We start from the raw sequence: 16852 nt of genomic DNA, 5'->3' as shown, positions 1-16852 counted from the left end.
TTAGTGGTTTCTTCTGTAAATATTGTAATGGCGATTCATTAGACGGTTGCCGTATTTCCCCATTGCTATCTCGCATTCTTCAGCCGTTGCCGGTTTTTTGAGTAGTGACTTTCCATGGAAGTATCCCGAAAGTAATGCAGCACTGCTCCATGCTTTTTCGAGTGATACGACCGGTGCGCTATTTGAATCTAGATTTGTGTTTGTGTTTTCGGTCGTGTTTGGGGTTAAGTCAGACGGGCTGTTAATCAGTAGTCTTTCCGAGAAAATTGGTTCAACGGAAAATTCTTTGGTACCGGTTTCTGTGATGATGACCGTCGACAGGTCTGCATAATCTGAGGACGACAGAGGCGCTGATTCTTCGATATCTTCTAACAGGGTTGTGCTGTCTGGCCCTGTGGCATCCTGCATTTCGGTTGAAGTGGAAGGATTCGCCTGTTCCTCGGTGACATCGCTTGCTTTGCCGTTACGAATGTCAACGTCCATCAGAAGTCGAATCCGTTCTTCGCCGGCTTCCTTTAAGTAAATCTGGTATCGTCCATCAGGCAGCGACTTGAATAACTTTGGGAAGTTATCCAGATCAGATTCATCAAGAGGTACATCTTCGATTGTATTTCCATTGGGTGCCAGTATTCGCAGAAAGACCAGACGTTCGACGTTTTTATTCGCTTCCTGGATCGCTGATTCGATTGACAGGGTATCTTTTGCTGTGAAAACACTCTGCTGATTGGAAGTTGCATCCAAGACCGCTTCAGTTTCCGGAAACAGTAATTGAGGAACCTGAGGAGTCGTATCGATGGCGACGTTTGCCAGTCCTTCACCGGGGGTTTCCAGTAATCCGGCTTCACTGTTGAAGTCCAGGCTGCCACCGCTATCAGAGAATGTAAATTGCAAATCTCCCTGCATCGTAACCAGGATTGGAATGTCTGCAGCCGGGTTTTGCGCACTCGGATTCGTGGCATAGTTATGCTCAAATTCGAAAGAACCTGGATCAGCAAAATTAAAGGTTTCGACGGTCCCATCACCCCAGTCAATGGTGATGAAGAAGTTTTGTTCTGAGAACCGACCGAAGTCTCCGGTTACAGTGGCATCTCCAGCGGCTGAAATTTGCGGCGTTAGAATATTCTGCAGAACAGGAGGGACGCCCGCGATGGCGCCCGTTTCCGAACTAAGTGTGGTGTTTGTGTCAATTAAAACACCACTCGCACCATGCCCCGAGAAGACGCCCGTGCCTGCGACGCTATGATCGGACGCGACTCCCGTATCGTTAATATCGAGAATTCCGTCGCCCGCTTCAACGTTAATATTTCCGTTGCCCCCAAAGGCACGCACGGATGCATTCAGGATTAAATCGCCAGGCCCCGTTGATTCCAAGCCAATGTTACCCCCCGAACTGTTAGTGACTTCTGAGTTAACGGTTAGCGGGCTGGCGTTTGTGATCATAATGTCGCCGGCGACTCCTGCTGAGTTGGTGATGCCATTAATGCCGTCGACCGTGCCGATGGTTAACAGGGCACCTCCCAGATCATTGTGGATTTGAATGTTGCCTGAATTCGTATTCAAAGAGGCAAGCAGAGAGACAGCTGTTTCCAGCGGGTCAGCAGAACCGGCGCCGGCTGCGGAGCGGATAACGAGTTCGTCTGCCGTGATGTCTCTGCCCCCAGTATCGCCTGCATCGACTACGCCACCGCCGGTACTGGTGAGCCTTGTGAAAGTGGTAGTGAATAATTGGCCGATGGTAAGATCATCGCCAGCTTGCAAATCAAGAATTCCGGTTCCGGCATCGAAGATAGTGCCGTCTGACATGGTGATACCACCGCCGTCTGTTCCTATAGAAGCGGAGTCAGCGAGCAGAGTGATCATTCCATTAGACGAGCTTAAATTACCGTCGCTGCCGAAGCTGAGGCTGTTCTGTGCTGTCAGGTCAATCGTGCCGCCAGCTGTGCTGAAGCCGTCATTGATTTCAATGGATGAATTCACGCCGGTGGCAGTCACTTGAATTATGCCTGCACCGTCTGTTGAAACCACGTTCGTCAGTACACCAAAGTTTTCAAAGGAAAGTGCACCATCCGCCTTAACGGTGATGTCAGAACCCGATGTGGTAATTTCCTCGAATGTGGTATTTTGTCCGCCAGTTTGTGAATAGTCGATTGTTCCACTGCCGGTAGTGATTCGTGAGACACTCACCGGGCCCGTTGCCATCGACGATGTGTTGGCAACGTCGATATTCCCGGTAGCGGTATTGACTGAGAGTGTTCTGCCAGCCAGTTCCACCAGTTGATTATTTCCGATTCCGTTGACTGCTTGCAAGGTGATCGAACCGGATGCGGCGTTCAGGTCGATCTCAGGAGTCATCTGATCGTTGAATGCGTCATTGATTTCTCCGGCTGAGGTCACTGTAATGACTCCATCCAACGCGGTGAGGTTACCCAAGAGGATATTTCCGAAGTTGATTGTGGAAACGTGGATCTCCGGCGTCGCACCACCTGCAGAGAGGGAAGTTAGTTCCAATGTATCCGACTGGGAATCTCCTTCGTTAGAGATGGTCATGGTTCCATCCTGAGTCATAGCGAGATCGATCGTTAATGCTTCATTACCGATCTGTTCCAACGCAATATTCCCGGTTCCGGTGGTGATGCTGGTGGCTGTAACAGAAGTACTGGCAGTGTTGTGTAACAGAATATCGCCGTTGGTGGTATCAGCCGAGAAGGTGTCGACACTCAATTCAAGCGTATCCCCGACGCCGATACCGGTGATGGCGTTCAGGTCCAAACTAGTGGAATTGATATTGAGTTGTCCTGGGATGCCGTCGTTCTGATCAGTAATCGCTGCTTTGGAATCAAGAAGTACATGGTCGGCAGCTGATTCGATCAGACCAGAGAGCAAAATGTTGCCGCCGGCAATGACATGAATGTCACCAGCCGTCGTCTGCAGAATATCGTGAATGATCACATCATCAGTTTCAATGATCCGGATTTCACCTGAGGTCTGATTCGAAATGTTGATCTGATCGACCTGCGTTTCGATTTCGCCATTCAAATCAGCGACTTTACCGGCTCCCAGAGAAGCGATGATCGTGACGCGGGCGCCGGTCGCATTGGCAATCAGGTCTTCTCCGGCATTGTCTCCGGCGTCGATTACGCTGCCTTCGGTTTCGAGGTGAATCGCGAAGTCAGTGGCATTGGTCGTGGTAATTTGACCGACCGTAATATCATCGATCGCTGTCAGTGTGACTGCACCATCGCCGGCATTGATGAGAGTACCGTCGGCCATTGTGATTCCGCCGAACAGCCCACCGGCTCCGTTGTCGGCATCCGCAGTGAGAATTACGTTGCCCGAGGTGCTGCTCAGATTACTGGACCCGTTGAAGATGATGTCATCGGCGGTTGCAATCGTCACGCTGCCCGTTTCACTTTGGATATTTTGATTCAGAATCAGGTCGGCGTCGGTATTCGTGGTTTCGATGAATAGCGTACCGGTTCCCAAAGTCTGCACCAGGTTCGTAACGGTAACACTGCCGACTGATGTCAGTGAAATATTGGTGTCTGTGCCTCCGGTCAAAGCCATCAAATCGACATTCAGGTCAACGAGTTCTAGAGCAGGGGAGTCATTCGTAATAATGAAATCACTGCCAGTGGCGGTACCATCAAATTGTTGCGCTGTGATCGCAACGGTTTCTGCAGACATGGATTGGAACAGAATTGCATCGACGGCGTTAATATCAAGGTTCCCACCGCCCGCGTTGATGATATCAGGCGCATCCAGTCGCAAGTTTGCTGTTTGAAACCCGGTAGGGACAGTGATCGAAACATCGGAGACAAAACCGATGGTGTCCAGTGTATTGTTGATTCCTGTTGTAACTGAAGCATCCAGCGCGCCGCCGGTGGCTTTGATGAAGGTGGTCCCTGCTGTGCCGGTGCCTGCATCCAGATTGATTAATTGAGGAGCGGTGCCTGTATTGTGAATGGCGATAATGTTGCCGCTGGTCAAGTCCAGGTGATCAACGGATGTCTGCAGTGGATCAAAGCCTGCTTCGGTAAAGATGCTGTTGATGCCGCCAATATTTTGTCCGGCAATGATCGTCAATTGATCGCCGACAGTGATGTTCATGTCGGAGCTATCGGAATCGAGTACATCACGGTCGGAATTCAGGATGATGTCTGCCGTGTTCTGGGCCGTCAAGGCTGTGACAATGATGTCACTGTCAGGGCCTGTTGCTGTCAGCGTGATTCCGTTATTCGTATCGGAAGCCGAGTTGTTTGCAGAATTGATGTCGAGAGCTTCAATTGTGCCGGCTGCGTTGATGGTGATAAAACCGTCGAACGTTGTGACCTGAGTCAGGGTGATACCATCCATTTCATCAAGACGGATACCGCCCGCGTTCGTGTTTACGTTTGCCGTGAGTGTGTTGACATCAGTATCGACGTCGATTCCATCCTGAGTACCACCGGCACTGCTGGATGTCAGCATCAAGTTGTCAGCGGTGATCCGGTTAGTGTCGGCACCGTTGGTGTCGAGGATACCGTCATCAGCGGTCAGTGTGACATCGGCGTTCCCGACGGCAGTAATCGTTGTAACCAGAATATCGCTGTTGGCACCCGTTGCAGCGAGTGTAATGTCGTTGCTGTCATTCGTTGAATTATTGGTAGAGACGACTGAGGTCGCGGTGATGCTGGCTGTGGCATTGATTATAATTTCACCATCAAATGTGGAAAGATCCAGCAGTTCAATGGCATTCGAGTTGTCGATGAAGAGATTACCCATCCCGGAGACGGTGGCAGAGAGTGTGCTGATTTCTGTTTCCAGTGGATTGCCATTACCAATACCCGTGACGGCGTTTAAGACAGCCGTGGATGCAACGAGATCTGTATGGGTATCTCCATTATCGACAATCGAGGCTGAAAGAGAATCAAGCGTCACAGTTCCTGTTGTCAGTAATCCACCTAGTAGTACGTTTCCATCTGCAGTGAGGTTGATGTCACCTGTCCCGGCATCAATTAAGGCACCATCAGTCATTGAAAGAGGGTTGCCATTATCGCCGGCTTCATTGTCGGCAGTCATGGTGATGGTGCCGGAAGTCGAGTCGATTAAAGCGACGCTGCCCAGCAGAATATCGTCTTCTGCTGTGAAGGTGACGGTTCCCGTGTTACTCTTGATGGTGGCGTCGAATTCAATGCCGCTGCCGGTTCCCGTTGATTCACCGATCAGTTCGATATTTCCCGTGTCGGTCGCCGCAACACTGGAGCTGTCTGAAATCTCAATGCCATTATTGCCGTTTGAGGTTCCGTTTAATGTGATGCTACCATTGGTTGAATTCACCTGTCCTGCGGCGGATTGAATCAGCACCCCATTGGAAACCGTTCCGCCTCCAGTTGAGATGCCTGTGATTGCAATATTTCCGTCTGATGATTTTACATTACTATTTATCGCCACGCCTGCATGGTCAGAACTGGTAGTACCATTGATGGTAATCGACGCTGCGTTGATACCAGTGCCAGTGGAAATAACCGTTGCTTGGTCAGCAAGCAGAAAACCCTCGCCGGTACTCGCGTTTGCAGTCAGCAGAATGTTACCGTCAACAGATTTTACATTCGTAGAGGTACCCTCAATGAAAATACCTCTGTTGTTGTCAACGCCAGTGCCCCCTGTTCCGTTAATCGAAACAGTGCCGGCTGATGCCCCCGTACTGGTGCCCATGACGGTTGCGCCTGCATGCAAGTGTACACCGTAATGGTTACTGGTCGGTGCGTCATTTCCACCAAAACCGGTCAATAAAACATTTCCATCACCGGTTGTGTGAATCGTGGCGTTCTCCGCTTCAATGCCACTAAAATTGCCTGCAGCCACGCCACCATTATTGGCCAGTAATGTGATGCCGCCATGAACGGTCTTCAGATTGCTCCCACTATTAAGTTTAATATTTCGAGTGGATGTGAGAAACAGGGCTCCGGTACCAAAGGTGGTAATTGTCGTAGCGAGATCGACGGTCAGTGTGTCGGTGGCGTCAAACGTGACGGAACCAGTGGCCGACTGAACGTCTTCATTGATGTCGAGCGTTCCCATGACATTCACCAGGATTTGTTGGTCTGCGTCCAGGCCGACCTGAGTGGTGATGTCCCCGATTATCAGATTCCCCATGTTGTCCAGGAACAGTCCGCCCGTACCTGCATCAGCTTCCAGGAAGGAGATGGCAGTGTCGATGGCATCCGCTAATTGGCCTACACCCATATTGGCGTTAATGACGAGTTGATTTGCGGTCACGTTTTTGGCGGCCGTCAAATCATTATCGGTGATACTGCCGTTAGTAGAAGTGAGATCGACGCGACCGCCAGTCGTCGTAACGGCAGAGACCGCGATATCATCATAAGCGGAGAGCTGAACCAGTCCGCCTTGCGATTCGACCGTGCTGCCGGAAGCCATCGTAATGCTGCCCGCGTTGGAACCGTCATTGTCGGCTGTCAAAGTGATAGAGCCGCTGGCCTGGCCGATGATCTTAGCTGTGGATGTCAGTGTGATATCGTTATCGGCCAGTATCGTGATGCTGCCGTCCAGACTGGTTAATTCTGAGGAAATCAGAACGTCCGAAGCGGCACCTTTCGCCGTCACGAGAATGGTACCTGCGCCGTTGACCGTGATGCCTCCATCAGTAATGGAACTGCTGCCGGCAGAGGTGTTGATGTCTACTTTTCCTCCGCCCGTTCCTGCCGTCGTATTGAAACTGCTGTTTAAAGCGGTGAAACCGGTGACTGCGTCAATATCGATATTTCCGCCATCCCCTGTAAGCAGGCTGCCGTTGGAAATATCAACTTTACCAAGAGTTGAAGTCACTGTGACTGTACCCCCAGAGGCCGCACCGAGCGTTGTATCGACCCCAGTGCCAGTGGATGTGATATCACCCTGTGCCTGAATCAGAACACTTCCCCCTTCGCCGGTATTAATGCCGTCGTCTTCGAGGGTGACTGTTCCCGTAGCGTTCAGCGTAATATCACCGAGTGAATTCACGCCGGTGTCACTGGTGGTGATGTTTCCATTATTTGCGTCGATGGTGATTGAAGTCGCAGAACCATTGGTTGTGGTCAGCGAACGTGCGGTGACGTTGGCACCGTCGAGATCAATTGTTCCCGATCCTGCATCCAGGCTGGAGCCGGCCAGCATGGTGAAGTCACCAACTCCGGATGTATCCGAATCTGCGGTCGCTGTCACATTTCCATCGGTTGTAAAAGTGCCGTTTAAGATAATGTTGTTCGTGGTTTTGATATCGATATTAACCCCGGTGCCGCCTGTTACCGAAGCATTAAAGGTAATATCTCCTGACGAGGTCGATACGAAGCTGGTAGACATACCCAGTGTGACGTCGTCATGATACGTCTGGGCGCCGCTGGTGGTTACGCTGCTTCCGTTGATTGCGGTTGCTCCATTGGCGTTCATTGTCAGGCTGGTTAAAGCAAATGTATTCCCGACTTGATCTTCAAACGTAGTTGTTCCTGCGGTGTTGACATCAAGCGAAAAGGCACCATTCAGTGTGGAAATGAATGTTATGGCGTCACTCGCGGAACTGCTGAGGATGGTGTCGGCACCGAGTAGGACAGCATCGTTAAAGGTCTGAGATCCTGTGGTGGCGATGCTGCCGCCATTGATGTTGGTTGTTCCGTTGGCGTCGGTGGTGAGGCTGGTCAAGGCGTCTGAACTGCCCACGGTTCCGTTGAAGGTGGTTACACCATTCGTGTTGATTCCAAGTGTAAAAGCACCGTTTACCATCTGGTTAAAGGTGATGGCGCCGCTGCCGGTACTTGTGAGGTTTAAATTCGCCCCCAGAGTAATGTCGTCATTAAAGATTTGATCACCAGTGGTATTGATACTGCCACCATTGATCTGGGTAATGCCGCCGACATTAGTTGTCAGGCTGGTCAGAGCGGCAGAGCTTCCGACAGCACCTCCGAAAATGGTGTTGCCCGTCGTGTCGATATTGAGATCGATGGCACCATCAATGGTTGAGTCGAATTCAATATTACTGCCACCGGAACTGGTCAGCGTAGAATTGGTTACAAAGTTGACCGCATCATTATAGAGTTGTGAACCGGTAGTGGTTACGGTTCCGCCGTTAAAGGTGGTACTGGTGACGCCTGAAGAACTAATCTCAACTGAGGCAGCATCGATATCAGCCAGGATGTCTACGGTTTCTGCGGTAACAAAAAGATCTCCTGTGGCGAGATTTGTCGTTGTCTGGAAGGTGATGCTGTCATCGCTGCCAGCCAGAATCGTCAGGCTGGCAGCGAAAGAACTATCGAGAGTGTTAACCAGAATTGTATCAATACCAGCGGGAGTCCCCATACTGTCGGTGCGAATGGTGATCGAATTCGTCGGGTCGAGGAAGAGCACCGATTCGCTGAGTGTGGAGTCGATGAAGGAATAATTGTCGCCAGCAACGCCATCGTCCGAAAGAGAGATCGTTTCGGTAGCATCGGTAAAATCAAAATTACGATCTGCGACGAGCAGGTTGTCGATAATCGGTTCCAAACCGGTGAACGTGATTGTGGTCGAGCCGTCGCTGAGACTGGCATCGGAAATGGTGATGATACCATCTTCACCTTCTGATGGAACGAGATCGGGAGTGAAAACGTATGCGACGGAATCGGCTTCGAGTGGCGTATTATGATTGATGAAAAGTGTATCACCGTCGACACCAGTGATCCCCAGAGAATTACCGTCGTTATTCTGTGAACCACCGTTAAAGATGATTCCATTTTCAGCATTGAAGAACTGGTTGTCGGGCTGATTGATGATCAATACATCGTCGCCCCCCAGTCCATTGAAGGTGATGGATGTAATGTCGGTGATAGCGACAGTCCCCAGAATCGTTTCGCCGGTACCGCCAATATCACGCGTCAGCACAAACGTAGCGGTGTTTTCTCCGGTCAATGTCAGTTCTAACTGATCATCTTCGCCGGTCCCAAAAATGACAATGTCACCTGTTCCATAAAGACCTGGGTAAACAGTGGGAGGATTCTGATAAGCACCAATATGCGGTGTGGTCGTGTTTGTATCGCCCGCGAATTCAGATGAAGTATAGGCGGCGGAAGAACCGAAGCCGATCGTGAACTGTTCTTCCAGTGAGTCGGTACCGACAAACAATAGATCGTTTGTATAAGCGAATAAGGGGTCGTTAAATACGTTGGTGGCATCCAATGAAATATTTGAATCAAGGTCGTTACCATTAAAAGCATTGTAGGTGATATTTGCATTCAGTGGTGCGATGACGCCAAAACCTTCAATTGGTGGCAGTGGAGGTTCGGCCTGCAGATATAGTGTGATATTGGTGCCACTGTCTCCTGATACGATAGTGGTGCCTGTCGCATCATCCAGATCCCAGTGTGCGACGAGACGTGCATCTCCGGTTAGTGCGGCGACACCATTATTCATGATATCAGCTCGATCAGAAGTATCTAACACATCGTTAAACCAGCCGATATCGTCCATCAGTCCATCGAAATAACGCCCCGCATCACCGGGGTCGCGGCCGACATTCATCAGACCATTGATTGTGTCGGTAAAGTGAGTACTGTCAAATCCAGCCAGATTTTCATCAAAAGAGGAAAGGTAGGGTTCCTCGGAACCATTCAGGTAGATGTGCATTTCGCCGGTGTCGGCGTCCCATGTGTATTGAATGTTGGTCCAGACGCCGGCAACGCCAGCCTGGCCTCCTTGCTGAATCGTGAAGTCGGCACCGTCCTGAGTTCTGCCATAGAACTGACCTCCATCGCTAGTGCGAAACTGGAATTCGAGACCACCATTATCAGGGCCTTCGAAGAATTGATTTCGTTTGCCTGTATCGTCCATGTTGACCCAGAAATTTAATGTTCCTTTGCGGCCCACATCAAAACTGGCATCCTGGAATGTCGCGAAATCATCGAGGCCATCGAATTCAAGTGCGCCGCCGAACTGACCGGCAGTGGTCTGGAATTCTGGACCAAAGGGGACGATACCATCTGTCGAGAGGAACATCTGAATGCCACTAACGTTGTCGACAGCGATATCCCCAGAGGCCTGGTCGAAGTCCCAATGAGCAACGAGTCGTGCATCTGCGGACAGTGTCGCGATACCCGATGCCCGAATCGTATTCAGGTCGGTCTGGTTCAGTGCTGCGTCAAACCAGCCGACATCGTCCATCAACCCATCAAAGAACCGACTGGTATTGCCGGGGTCGCGTCCCACATTCATCAGTTCATTGACGGTACTGACTGTGGCGGTCCACTGTGAGAGATCAGAATCGTAAGTGGAGCTGAGGTAGCCGACTTCGACACCATCGATATAAAGGTGCATTTCGGGATTTACACCACCGTTGAAATCCCACGTATATTGAATATTTTGCCAGACGCCTGTAGTGCCGCCAGCAGAGCCGTCTTGGATGACATAAGTGTTGCCATTCCCATCATTACGGTTGGGGCTACTGAAAAACTGACCGCCGCTGTTTGAGCGGTACTGGAATTCCATGCCGCCGTTATTGGGGCCTTCGAAGAACTGGTTTCGGCGTCCCTGATCATCCATGTTAACCCAGAAACTAAGTGTGCCGGATTCGCCGACATCGAAGTTCGCGTCCTGGAATAGACCAAAATCGTCGACGCCATCAAACTCCAAGGCACCGCCGAAAACACCTGCTGTCGGATTCCAAAGTGGATCGGTCGTCGGTTGAGGCCCCTCATAAGTGAAACCATTGAAAATATTGTCCGTGATATTGACGGTTCCAACAGCCACTGAAAGCGAAGGATCAAAGTAAACGCCACCGGGCTGGGCGTAGATGCCATTGGCGTTGGTCGTGGTTGAATCCTGCCAGTCGAACGTGTTGTGGATGATATCCAGTCCGTCGGTAGTCATACCGCCATTCGTGATTGTAACCGTATAGTTCTGGTCGCCGGCTTCCTGGAATGATCCTGCTTCAAGACCGTTACCGAAGTAATTATATGAGATGACACCACTGAAGTCGAAGTTGTTAGGATCACCGAATGTCCCTTGCGGACCAATGGCGATTGGCCCCCAGCGGAAATGGTCAGCTCGAAATTCATTGCGGGTGATTAGAAAGTTCTCGCCACTGCCGCCGTTGCCATCACGAATGGCTGCACGACCGAATTTGCCTTCAAAGATTGAATCAGAGACTTCGAGATTGTTAGCACCTTCGAAAACGACCGCACTGCGATAGTTATCGCCAAACAACAGATCATTGAGCGTGGTATTATCGGCTGCTGTGTAGACGGCATAGCCTTGGTAATCAGTGGCGGAAGTGTGTGTCTCCCAGCCGAGTTGGGCGCCGGTGATGGTCACATCACTCGCCGAAATGTTGATTGCGATGTCAAAATTACTCGTCGGAGCACCCGCTTTGCGAATTTCGACAACGTCTTTTCCTGCTCCCAGAATCGAAACGGATTCGTCAATATCCAGTGTGCCTGTGGTAAGGTAAATTCCTGCTGCGACATTGATCGTGCCACCAGTGCCTGCGACATCGACGGCGTCCTGAATGTCGGCGCCGCCGGTTGAGTCCAGGACATTCACGGTTGTGGCATCGCCAGAAACGTTATTCGAAACGAGATCGCCGTCCAGGTTAACTTCGGTTGCGTTGAAGGCAATTCCAGTGGCCGTCAATGTGATTGCATTGGCGACGTTGATTGTTTCGACGTTCAATTCCAGTGTGTTGCCAGTATTCAGAGAAACGCTGCCGTTGGCGTTAAGCGTATCTATATCTCCTTCGCCGTTTATTACCAGGGAAGCAGTGAAACTGGAAGTCAGCGAGTTTAGATCAATCACATCAGCGCCGTCACCGGTATTGATGGTGACCGTACCTGTAGGATTCGTGAAAGTTAATGTTTCACCGGCCGTGGAAGTGATCGTTGTTTGACCGCTGCCGGCATCGGTGATGGTAATCGTCTCAGAAACGCCGCTATAGTTGAGAGTAACATCCACAGCATTGATGGTCGAAGTGATCGGTTCCAGTCCAGTATAAGTGATGAAATTGTTTATTGAACCGTCGATACGAATTGCACCAGAATTACTGTCAGTAAAGAGGTATTCGACAGAGGTGGATGTTCCTAAGAGACTCAGGACATCGCCTGGATTTGTTGAATTGTTTCCTTCGCCGTCATAGTCGACAGTGATGCCTTCTGCGGCCAGGGCACTGTCCACAGTCAGGCTGTCATCGCCATCACCTGCATTGACTATGATGCTGTTGGTGTCAGCCAGCGAACTGGTGCCGATCAGTGTTCCCCCCAGACGATATTCGATATTCGGACCGACAACAAAAACTTCGATTACATCGTTGCCGCTGGTTCCATCCAGCTGAATGTCAACCACCCCGGAAAGTGCGAAGTTTTCGATTTCACTGTAAGTGATTGTGGGGAAAGTTCCCGTAACACTGCCTGAACCATCGCTGCTATTGGAAACCAGTGCGGTCCCAGCAGCCGACGTATCCACATTCAGCGAATCCCCCCCAGGGTTAGAGGTGGGGTCGCCACCCGTAATCTGGAACGCTTCTGAATCAGGAGTTACATCAAAAGTATCAGCATCACTCCCGCCATCGAGATTCACAAAGTTACTGAATTCCAGCGCGTTCGTGCTTTGGTACGAGTTTGTTCCGTTGAGCGTCCAGCTGGAAGCACTGTTAATGCCTACCAGGGAATTGGTAGCCGAGCCACCGGTTAGCTGGTCGATGTTGGCAAAGCTAACGGACTTCGAAGACTCGGTGCCGTCAAAACCATCGGTGCTGCTGATGCCGGTTAAAGTCACAGTCAGACTGGTGGTGTAGTTTGTTAAATCCAGATGATCGGTGCCGCCCTGGCCATCGATGGTGCCGTTCAGGAGAGAAGCATCATCGCTAAACTGAAAGATGTCGTTGCCCATACCCCCCAGCAGATTCAACGATTGGGAACCGGTAATTGTAAAGGTGTCGGCATCGCTGCCGCCGTTCAGGTTTTCTACATTCGTGAAGGTGACTGCACCGGCGAGTAGGCTCCCCGCGTTGACGCCATCAAGCAACCAGTCATTCGCCTGGTTGGCTGCGACCAGTGTATTGGTCCCGCCGCTCCCATCAAAGCTGATGCCGCCGGCTGGTAGAAAACTACCGCCACTTAAGTCGAGTCGTAGTGTGTTATCTAAGCCGTTCCCGGTAATCGTAACACTCGATACGCTGGCAAAATTGTGTGCAGGGACTATTTCAGTCAAGGTCCCTGTTTCGAGGACACGGAGTTGTGTTCCGTCTCTGACGATGGTGATATCGTTGGCCGACCAGTCACCCGCATCAACGACCAGTGTTTCGACGACGTCATTCAAGTTAATCGTAATTGTTGCTGCGGTTGTACCGCCGACGTTGTCGTCGACCAGGATGTCTAATGTGTAAGTCGGGTTAGTTTCGAAGTTGAGCAGGCTCTGATCCGTGACTAAGATCTGACCACTTGTGGTGATTTCAAAGGCGGTTGCTCCGGTTCCCCCGGTTTCAGTAAAGGTGAGTATGTCGCCGGGCTGGTCGGCATCAGACGCTACGATGACGGCTCCGACAGAAGTACCATTCGTGGTGTTTTCATCAATGTTACGAATCTGATTGGCGACGACCGGATCGTTATCGTTTAACGGGTAGAGGTTGATGGTAATCGTTGCTGTATCTGTGGCACCGATATTATCTGTAACCAGTATTTCCAGATCAAACGAAGTCACTGTTTCATAGTCCAGCAGACTCTGATTGGCAACAATGATCTGCCCACTGGATGTAATGTCAAAGGCAGTCGCACCGCTACCACCAATTTTTGAAAATGTGAGCATGTCATTAGGAAGATCAGCGTCAGTTGCGCTGATTGCCAATCCAACGTTTGTTCCGTTCAGCGTGTTCTCATCAACGTCACGTAACTGATCGTTAACGACGGGGGTGTTGTCATTGACAGGATTCAGATTGATCGTAATCGTTGCTGTGTCAGTAGCTCCGGCACTATCCGTGACGAGAATATTCAAGTCAAACGAGGTCGTAGTTTCATAGTCGAGTTCATTCTGGTTGGCGACGGTAATTTCACCAGACGAACTGACGTCGAACGCGGTTTGTCCGGTTCCGCCAGTGACGCTGAACGTTAAACTGTCTGGGGGGACGTCCGGATCGGTCGAAACGATCGTTCCAACCGACGTTGTATTGACTGTGTTTTCATCGACGTTAAAATTCTGATTGAGGGCAGCAGGGGGTGTGTTGACGGTCAAAGCGACATCGTTTCCGTCGCCTCCCTGATAGGTAATGTAGACCTGATTACCATTGAAGGTTAGCAGTGTGCCTTCTGCGAGCCCGTCAAAGATGCCGATGATGTCGTCGACCTCGTCATTGGCAATCAAGAGGAATTCATTTCCCGCAGCGGCGGTAAAAGTGCTGATCAAGTTGAGTGTGGTTCCCGAGAGATCGACAATGCCAGTGACTTGAATCTGATCGTAGTCGGTGCCTGCTGTGGTGCCATTAATTTCGACGTTCAAAGTTGAACTGGCAGTGAATGTCAGATCGCCCGTGCTGAGGATTCCGGGGCTCGAACCCGGGGTCAGAACACCGCTGGCATTGATGGTCACTGGGGCTTCGATGCTGCCGGAACCTCCCAATGTCGCTCCTGAGGAGACAATCACTTCTATTGTCTTCAGAGTTCCCTCGACTTCAAGTAAACCGTCCTGCACAGTAGTGGAACCGGCAATTGAATTGTTTCCGGTGAGAGTGAACTCACCGGTTCCCGATTTAGTCAGACTGCCATCGCCGCTGATGCTACCCGCAAACGTGGATGACGTAGCAGCGGCCTGATTCACATCAAGCGTTCCAGTAGCACCGCCTAGAAGCACTTTGCCGGCACCGGTTAGTGAAGTGAGTGAGACTTCATATCCATTCAGGTCGAGCACACTGGTGATGGCGGTTAAATCGACATTGGACGTATTCGGAATGGCAAAGGATTGCGCGAGTTGCAGGGTACCATCATTGATAATTGTCTGTCCGGTATAACCACTCGCTGCGTCAAGAATCACCGTCCCCATGCCATTTTTAATCAGGTTGGTCCCGTTTAATTGTGCTTTCACTGCGCCTGAGCGTAGATCCAGATCTGACTGGGCAGAGAGGATGCCGCTGGTAGCGATGATGGTGCCGTCTTCCAGAATAAAACCATCGACGGTTTCATTAAACGCTCCCAGATCGAGAGTCACGCCTCCAGATAATGTTAAGGAGACCGAATCCGCCAGTAGATCATTTGCGGTGAGTTGGTAGGCATCTCTGGGCTTCCCACTGAGAATCAAATCGGTGGGGGCAAATGCAGCGTCGAACGAATCCAGCGCAACCACTGAGTTGCCGCCGGACGCGTTTATGGTGAGTGAATGTGCTGGAACTGCAAACGTAGTGAACTCAAACGCGGCACTCAGGCTGCGGATTTGCATTTCTCCAGAAGTGAGCGAATTTTCCAGAACCGCATCAAGAGTTGACGTGGGAAGATTGATGATGACGTTATTGGCCGTACTGGTTCCACCAAACACGGGTTCGAGACCGGTGTAGCTGATTTCCGTAATCGCATTGCCGCTGAAATCAATCGAACCGGATCCGGGACCGGATAAATTATGTATTACCGTATCAAAGGTGCCGTCTGTGAACTCTAAAGCGTCATTGCCACCAATGCCCCCTTCAAATGAAATGGCGACATTCGTCAGATCGGTCGAACTGTAATCTAGTGTCAGGAAATCGGTTTCCCCATCGGTGCCAGTGATTTTGATTGAATTCAAACCAGCAGTGGGAGTTGAAAAGAGCAGGGGATTAGCACGATCCGGATCAAGGATTTCGAGGTTGGGGCCATTGATCTGGATGACAAAGGCATCGTCGGCATTCAGTTCGTTGGGTAAGATCACGTCGAGTTGATCGCCCGTCAGTTCAAATTGTCCCAGGTAGGTTACAGAGGATGCCGGATTGAACTGTGGGGGATCTCCCATACCGATTTGGAGTTCAATTCCGATATTCACGTCACCTGAAAATCCGGTGAGGTCGACGGGGCCGGCGATAACCAAATCCTGCTGGCCAAGAAACTGAATGGTTTGAGAAGGATCAGTGCCTGTTACCAGAATCGACGAAATCTGGCTGGCATCAAATTGCAGAATGCTGCCGGGGAGACCAAATCCGTCATCGACTTGAATTGTAGCACCACTGTCAACCACAGAGACAGTCGCTTCATCATTGGTGGCATCGAGATTGAGTTGAAGCACATCACTGGTCGTGCCTCCAATAGCAGCACTGACATTGAGTACAATTCGATCTTCCAGTCGAACTAACTCCAGCCCCGCATAGCTGTCTTCTCGAAAGCGATTGAACTTCAGATTATTCGATGATTCCGTTTTACCGAGGCATCGATTCAGCCATTTTAAAAATCTCACGTTGAGAAGCTCCTTCGAGTTCCTTGAAATGCTCTAAATTTAAAAGGCATATAATTTAGGACGACCATCGTGCCGCTACACAACAAATGAGGGGGTTTAAAAAAGGAAAGTTGCGTACGGTCTTTCCTCTTAACTCATCACTTATGTGCGAAACGACCTTCGGGCATCTATACATAATAGTGTATGAGCGGGCCTACTGCATATCCCTCCTATATTATCCTTGCTCTCTAAATGGTATGTCAATCATTTTTAACGGGGTACATACATCTGCTAAAAATGTAAACCTGGCGGCTACACAAACGTCATACCCGTGCTAACTAATCCGAATCCTACTGTCGTGCTCGAAATGATCCCATTGCCCCTATAATCATCTCAATTCTCATACGCTGGCATACATCTAAATAACGAATCAAGTTCTCAATCATTTCAGTAATCACGTGCAAAAAACGAGAAT

Annotated in this window: 1 protein-coding gene; it reads right to left on the bottom strand. The window is 50.4% G+C overall.

Features of this window, described 5'->3' with window-relative positions; translation table 11 throughout:
* Complete coding sequence (locus AAC022_RS04035) at nucleotides 1-16398, bottom strand: LamG-like jellyroll fold domain-containing protein (protein WP_339728232.1); 16398 nt, start codon at nucleotides 16396-16398, stop codon at nucleotides 1-3.
* Between the last annotated feature and the right edge of the window lie 454 nt (nucleotides 16399-16852).

This window comes from uncultured Gimesia sp. (assembly GCF_963976445.1).
In the GTDB taxonomy this organism is placed as follows: Bacteria; Planctomycetota; Planctomycetia; order Planctomycetales; family Planctomycetaceae; genus Gimesia.
The sequence above is the reverse complement of the archived record's forward strand: the minus strand, read 5'-3'. Positions and strand labels throughout refer to the sequence as shown.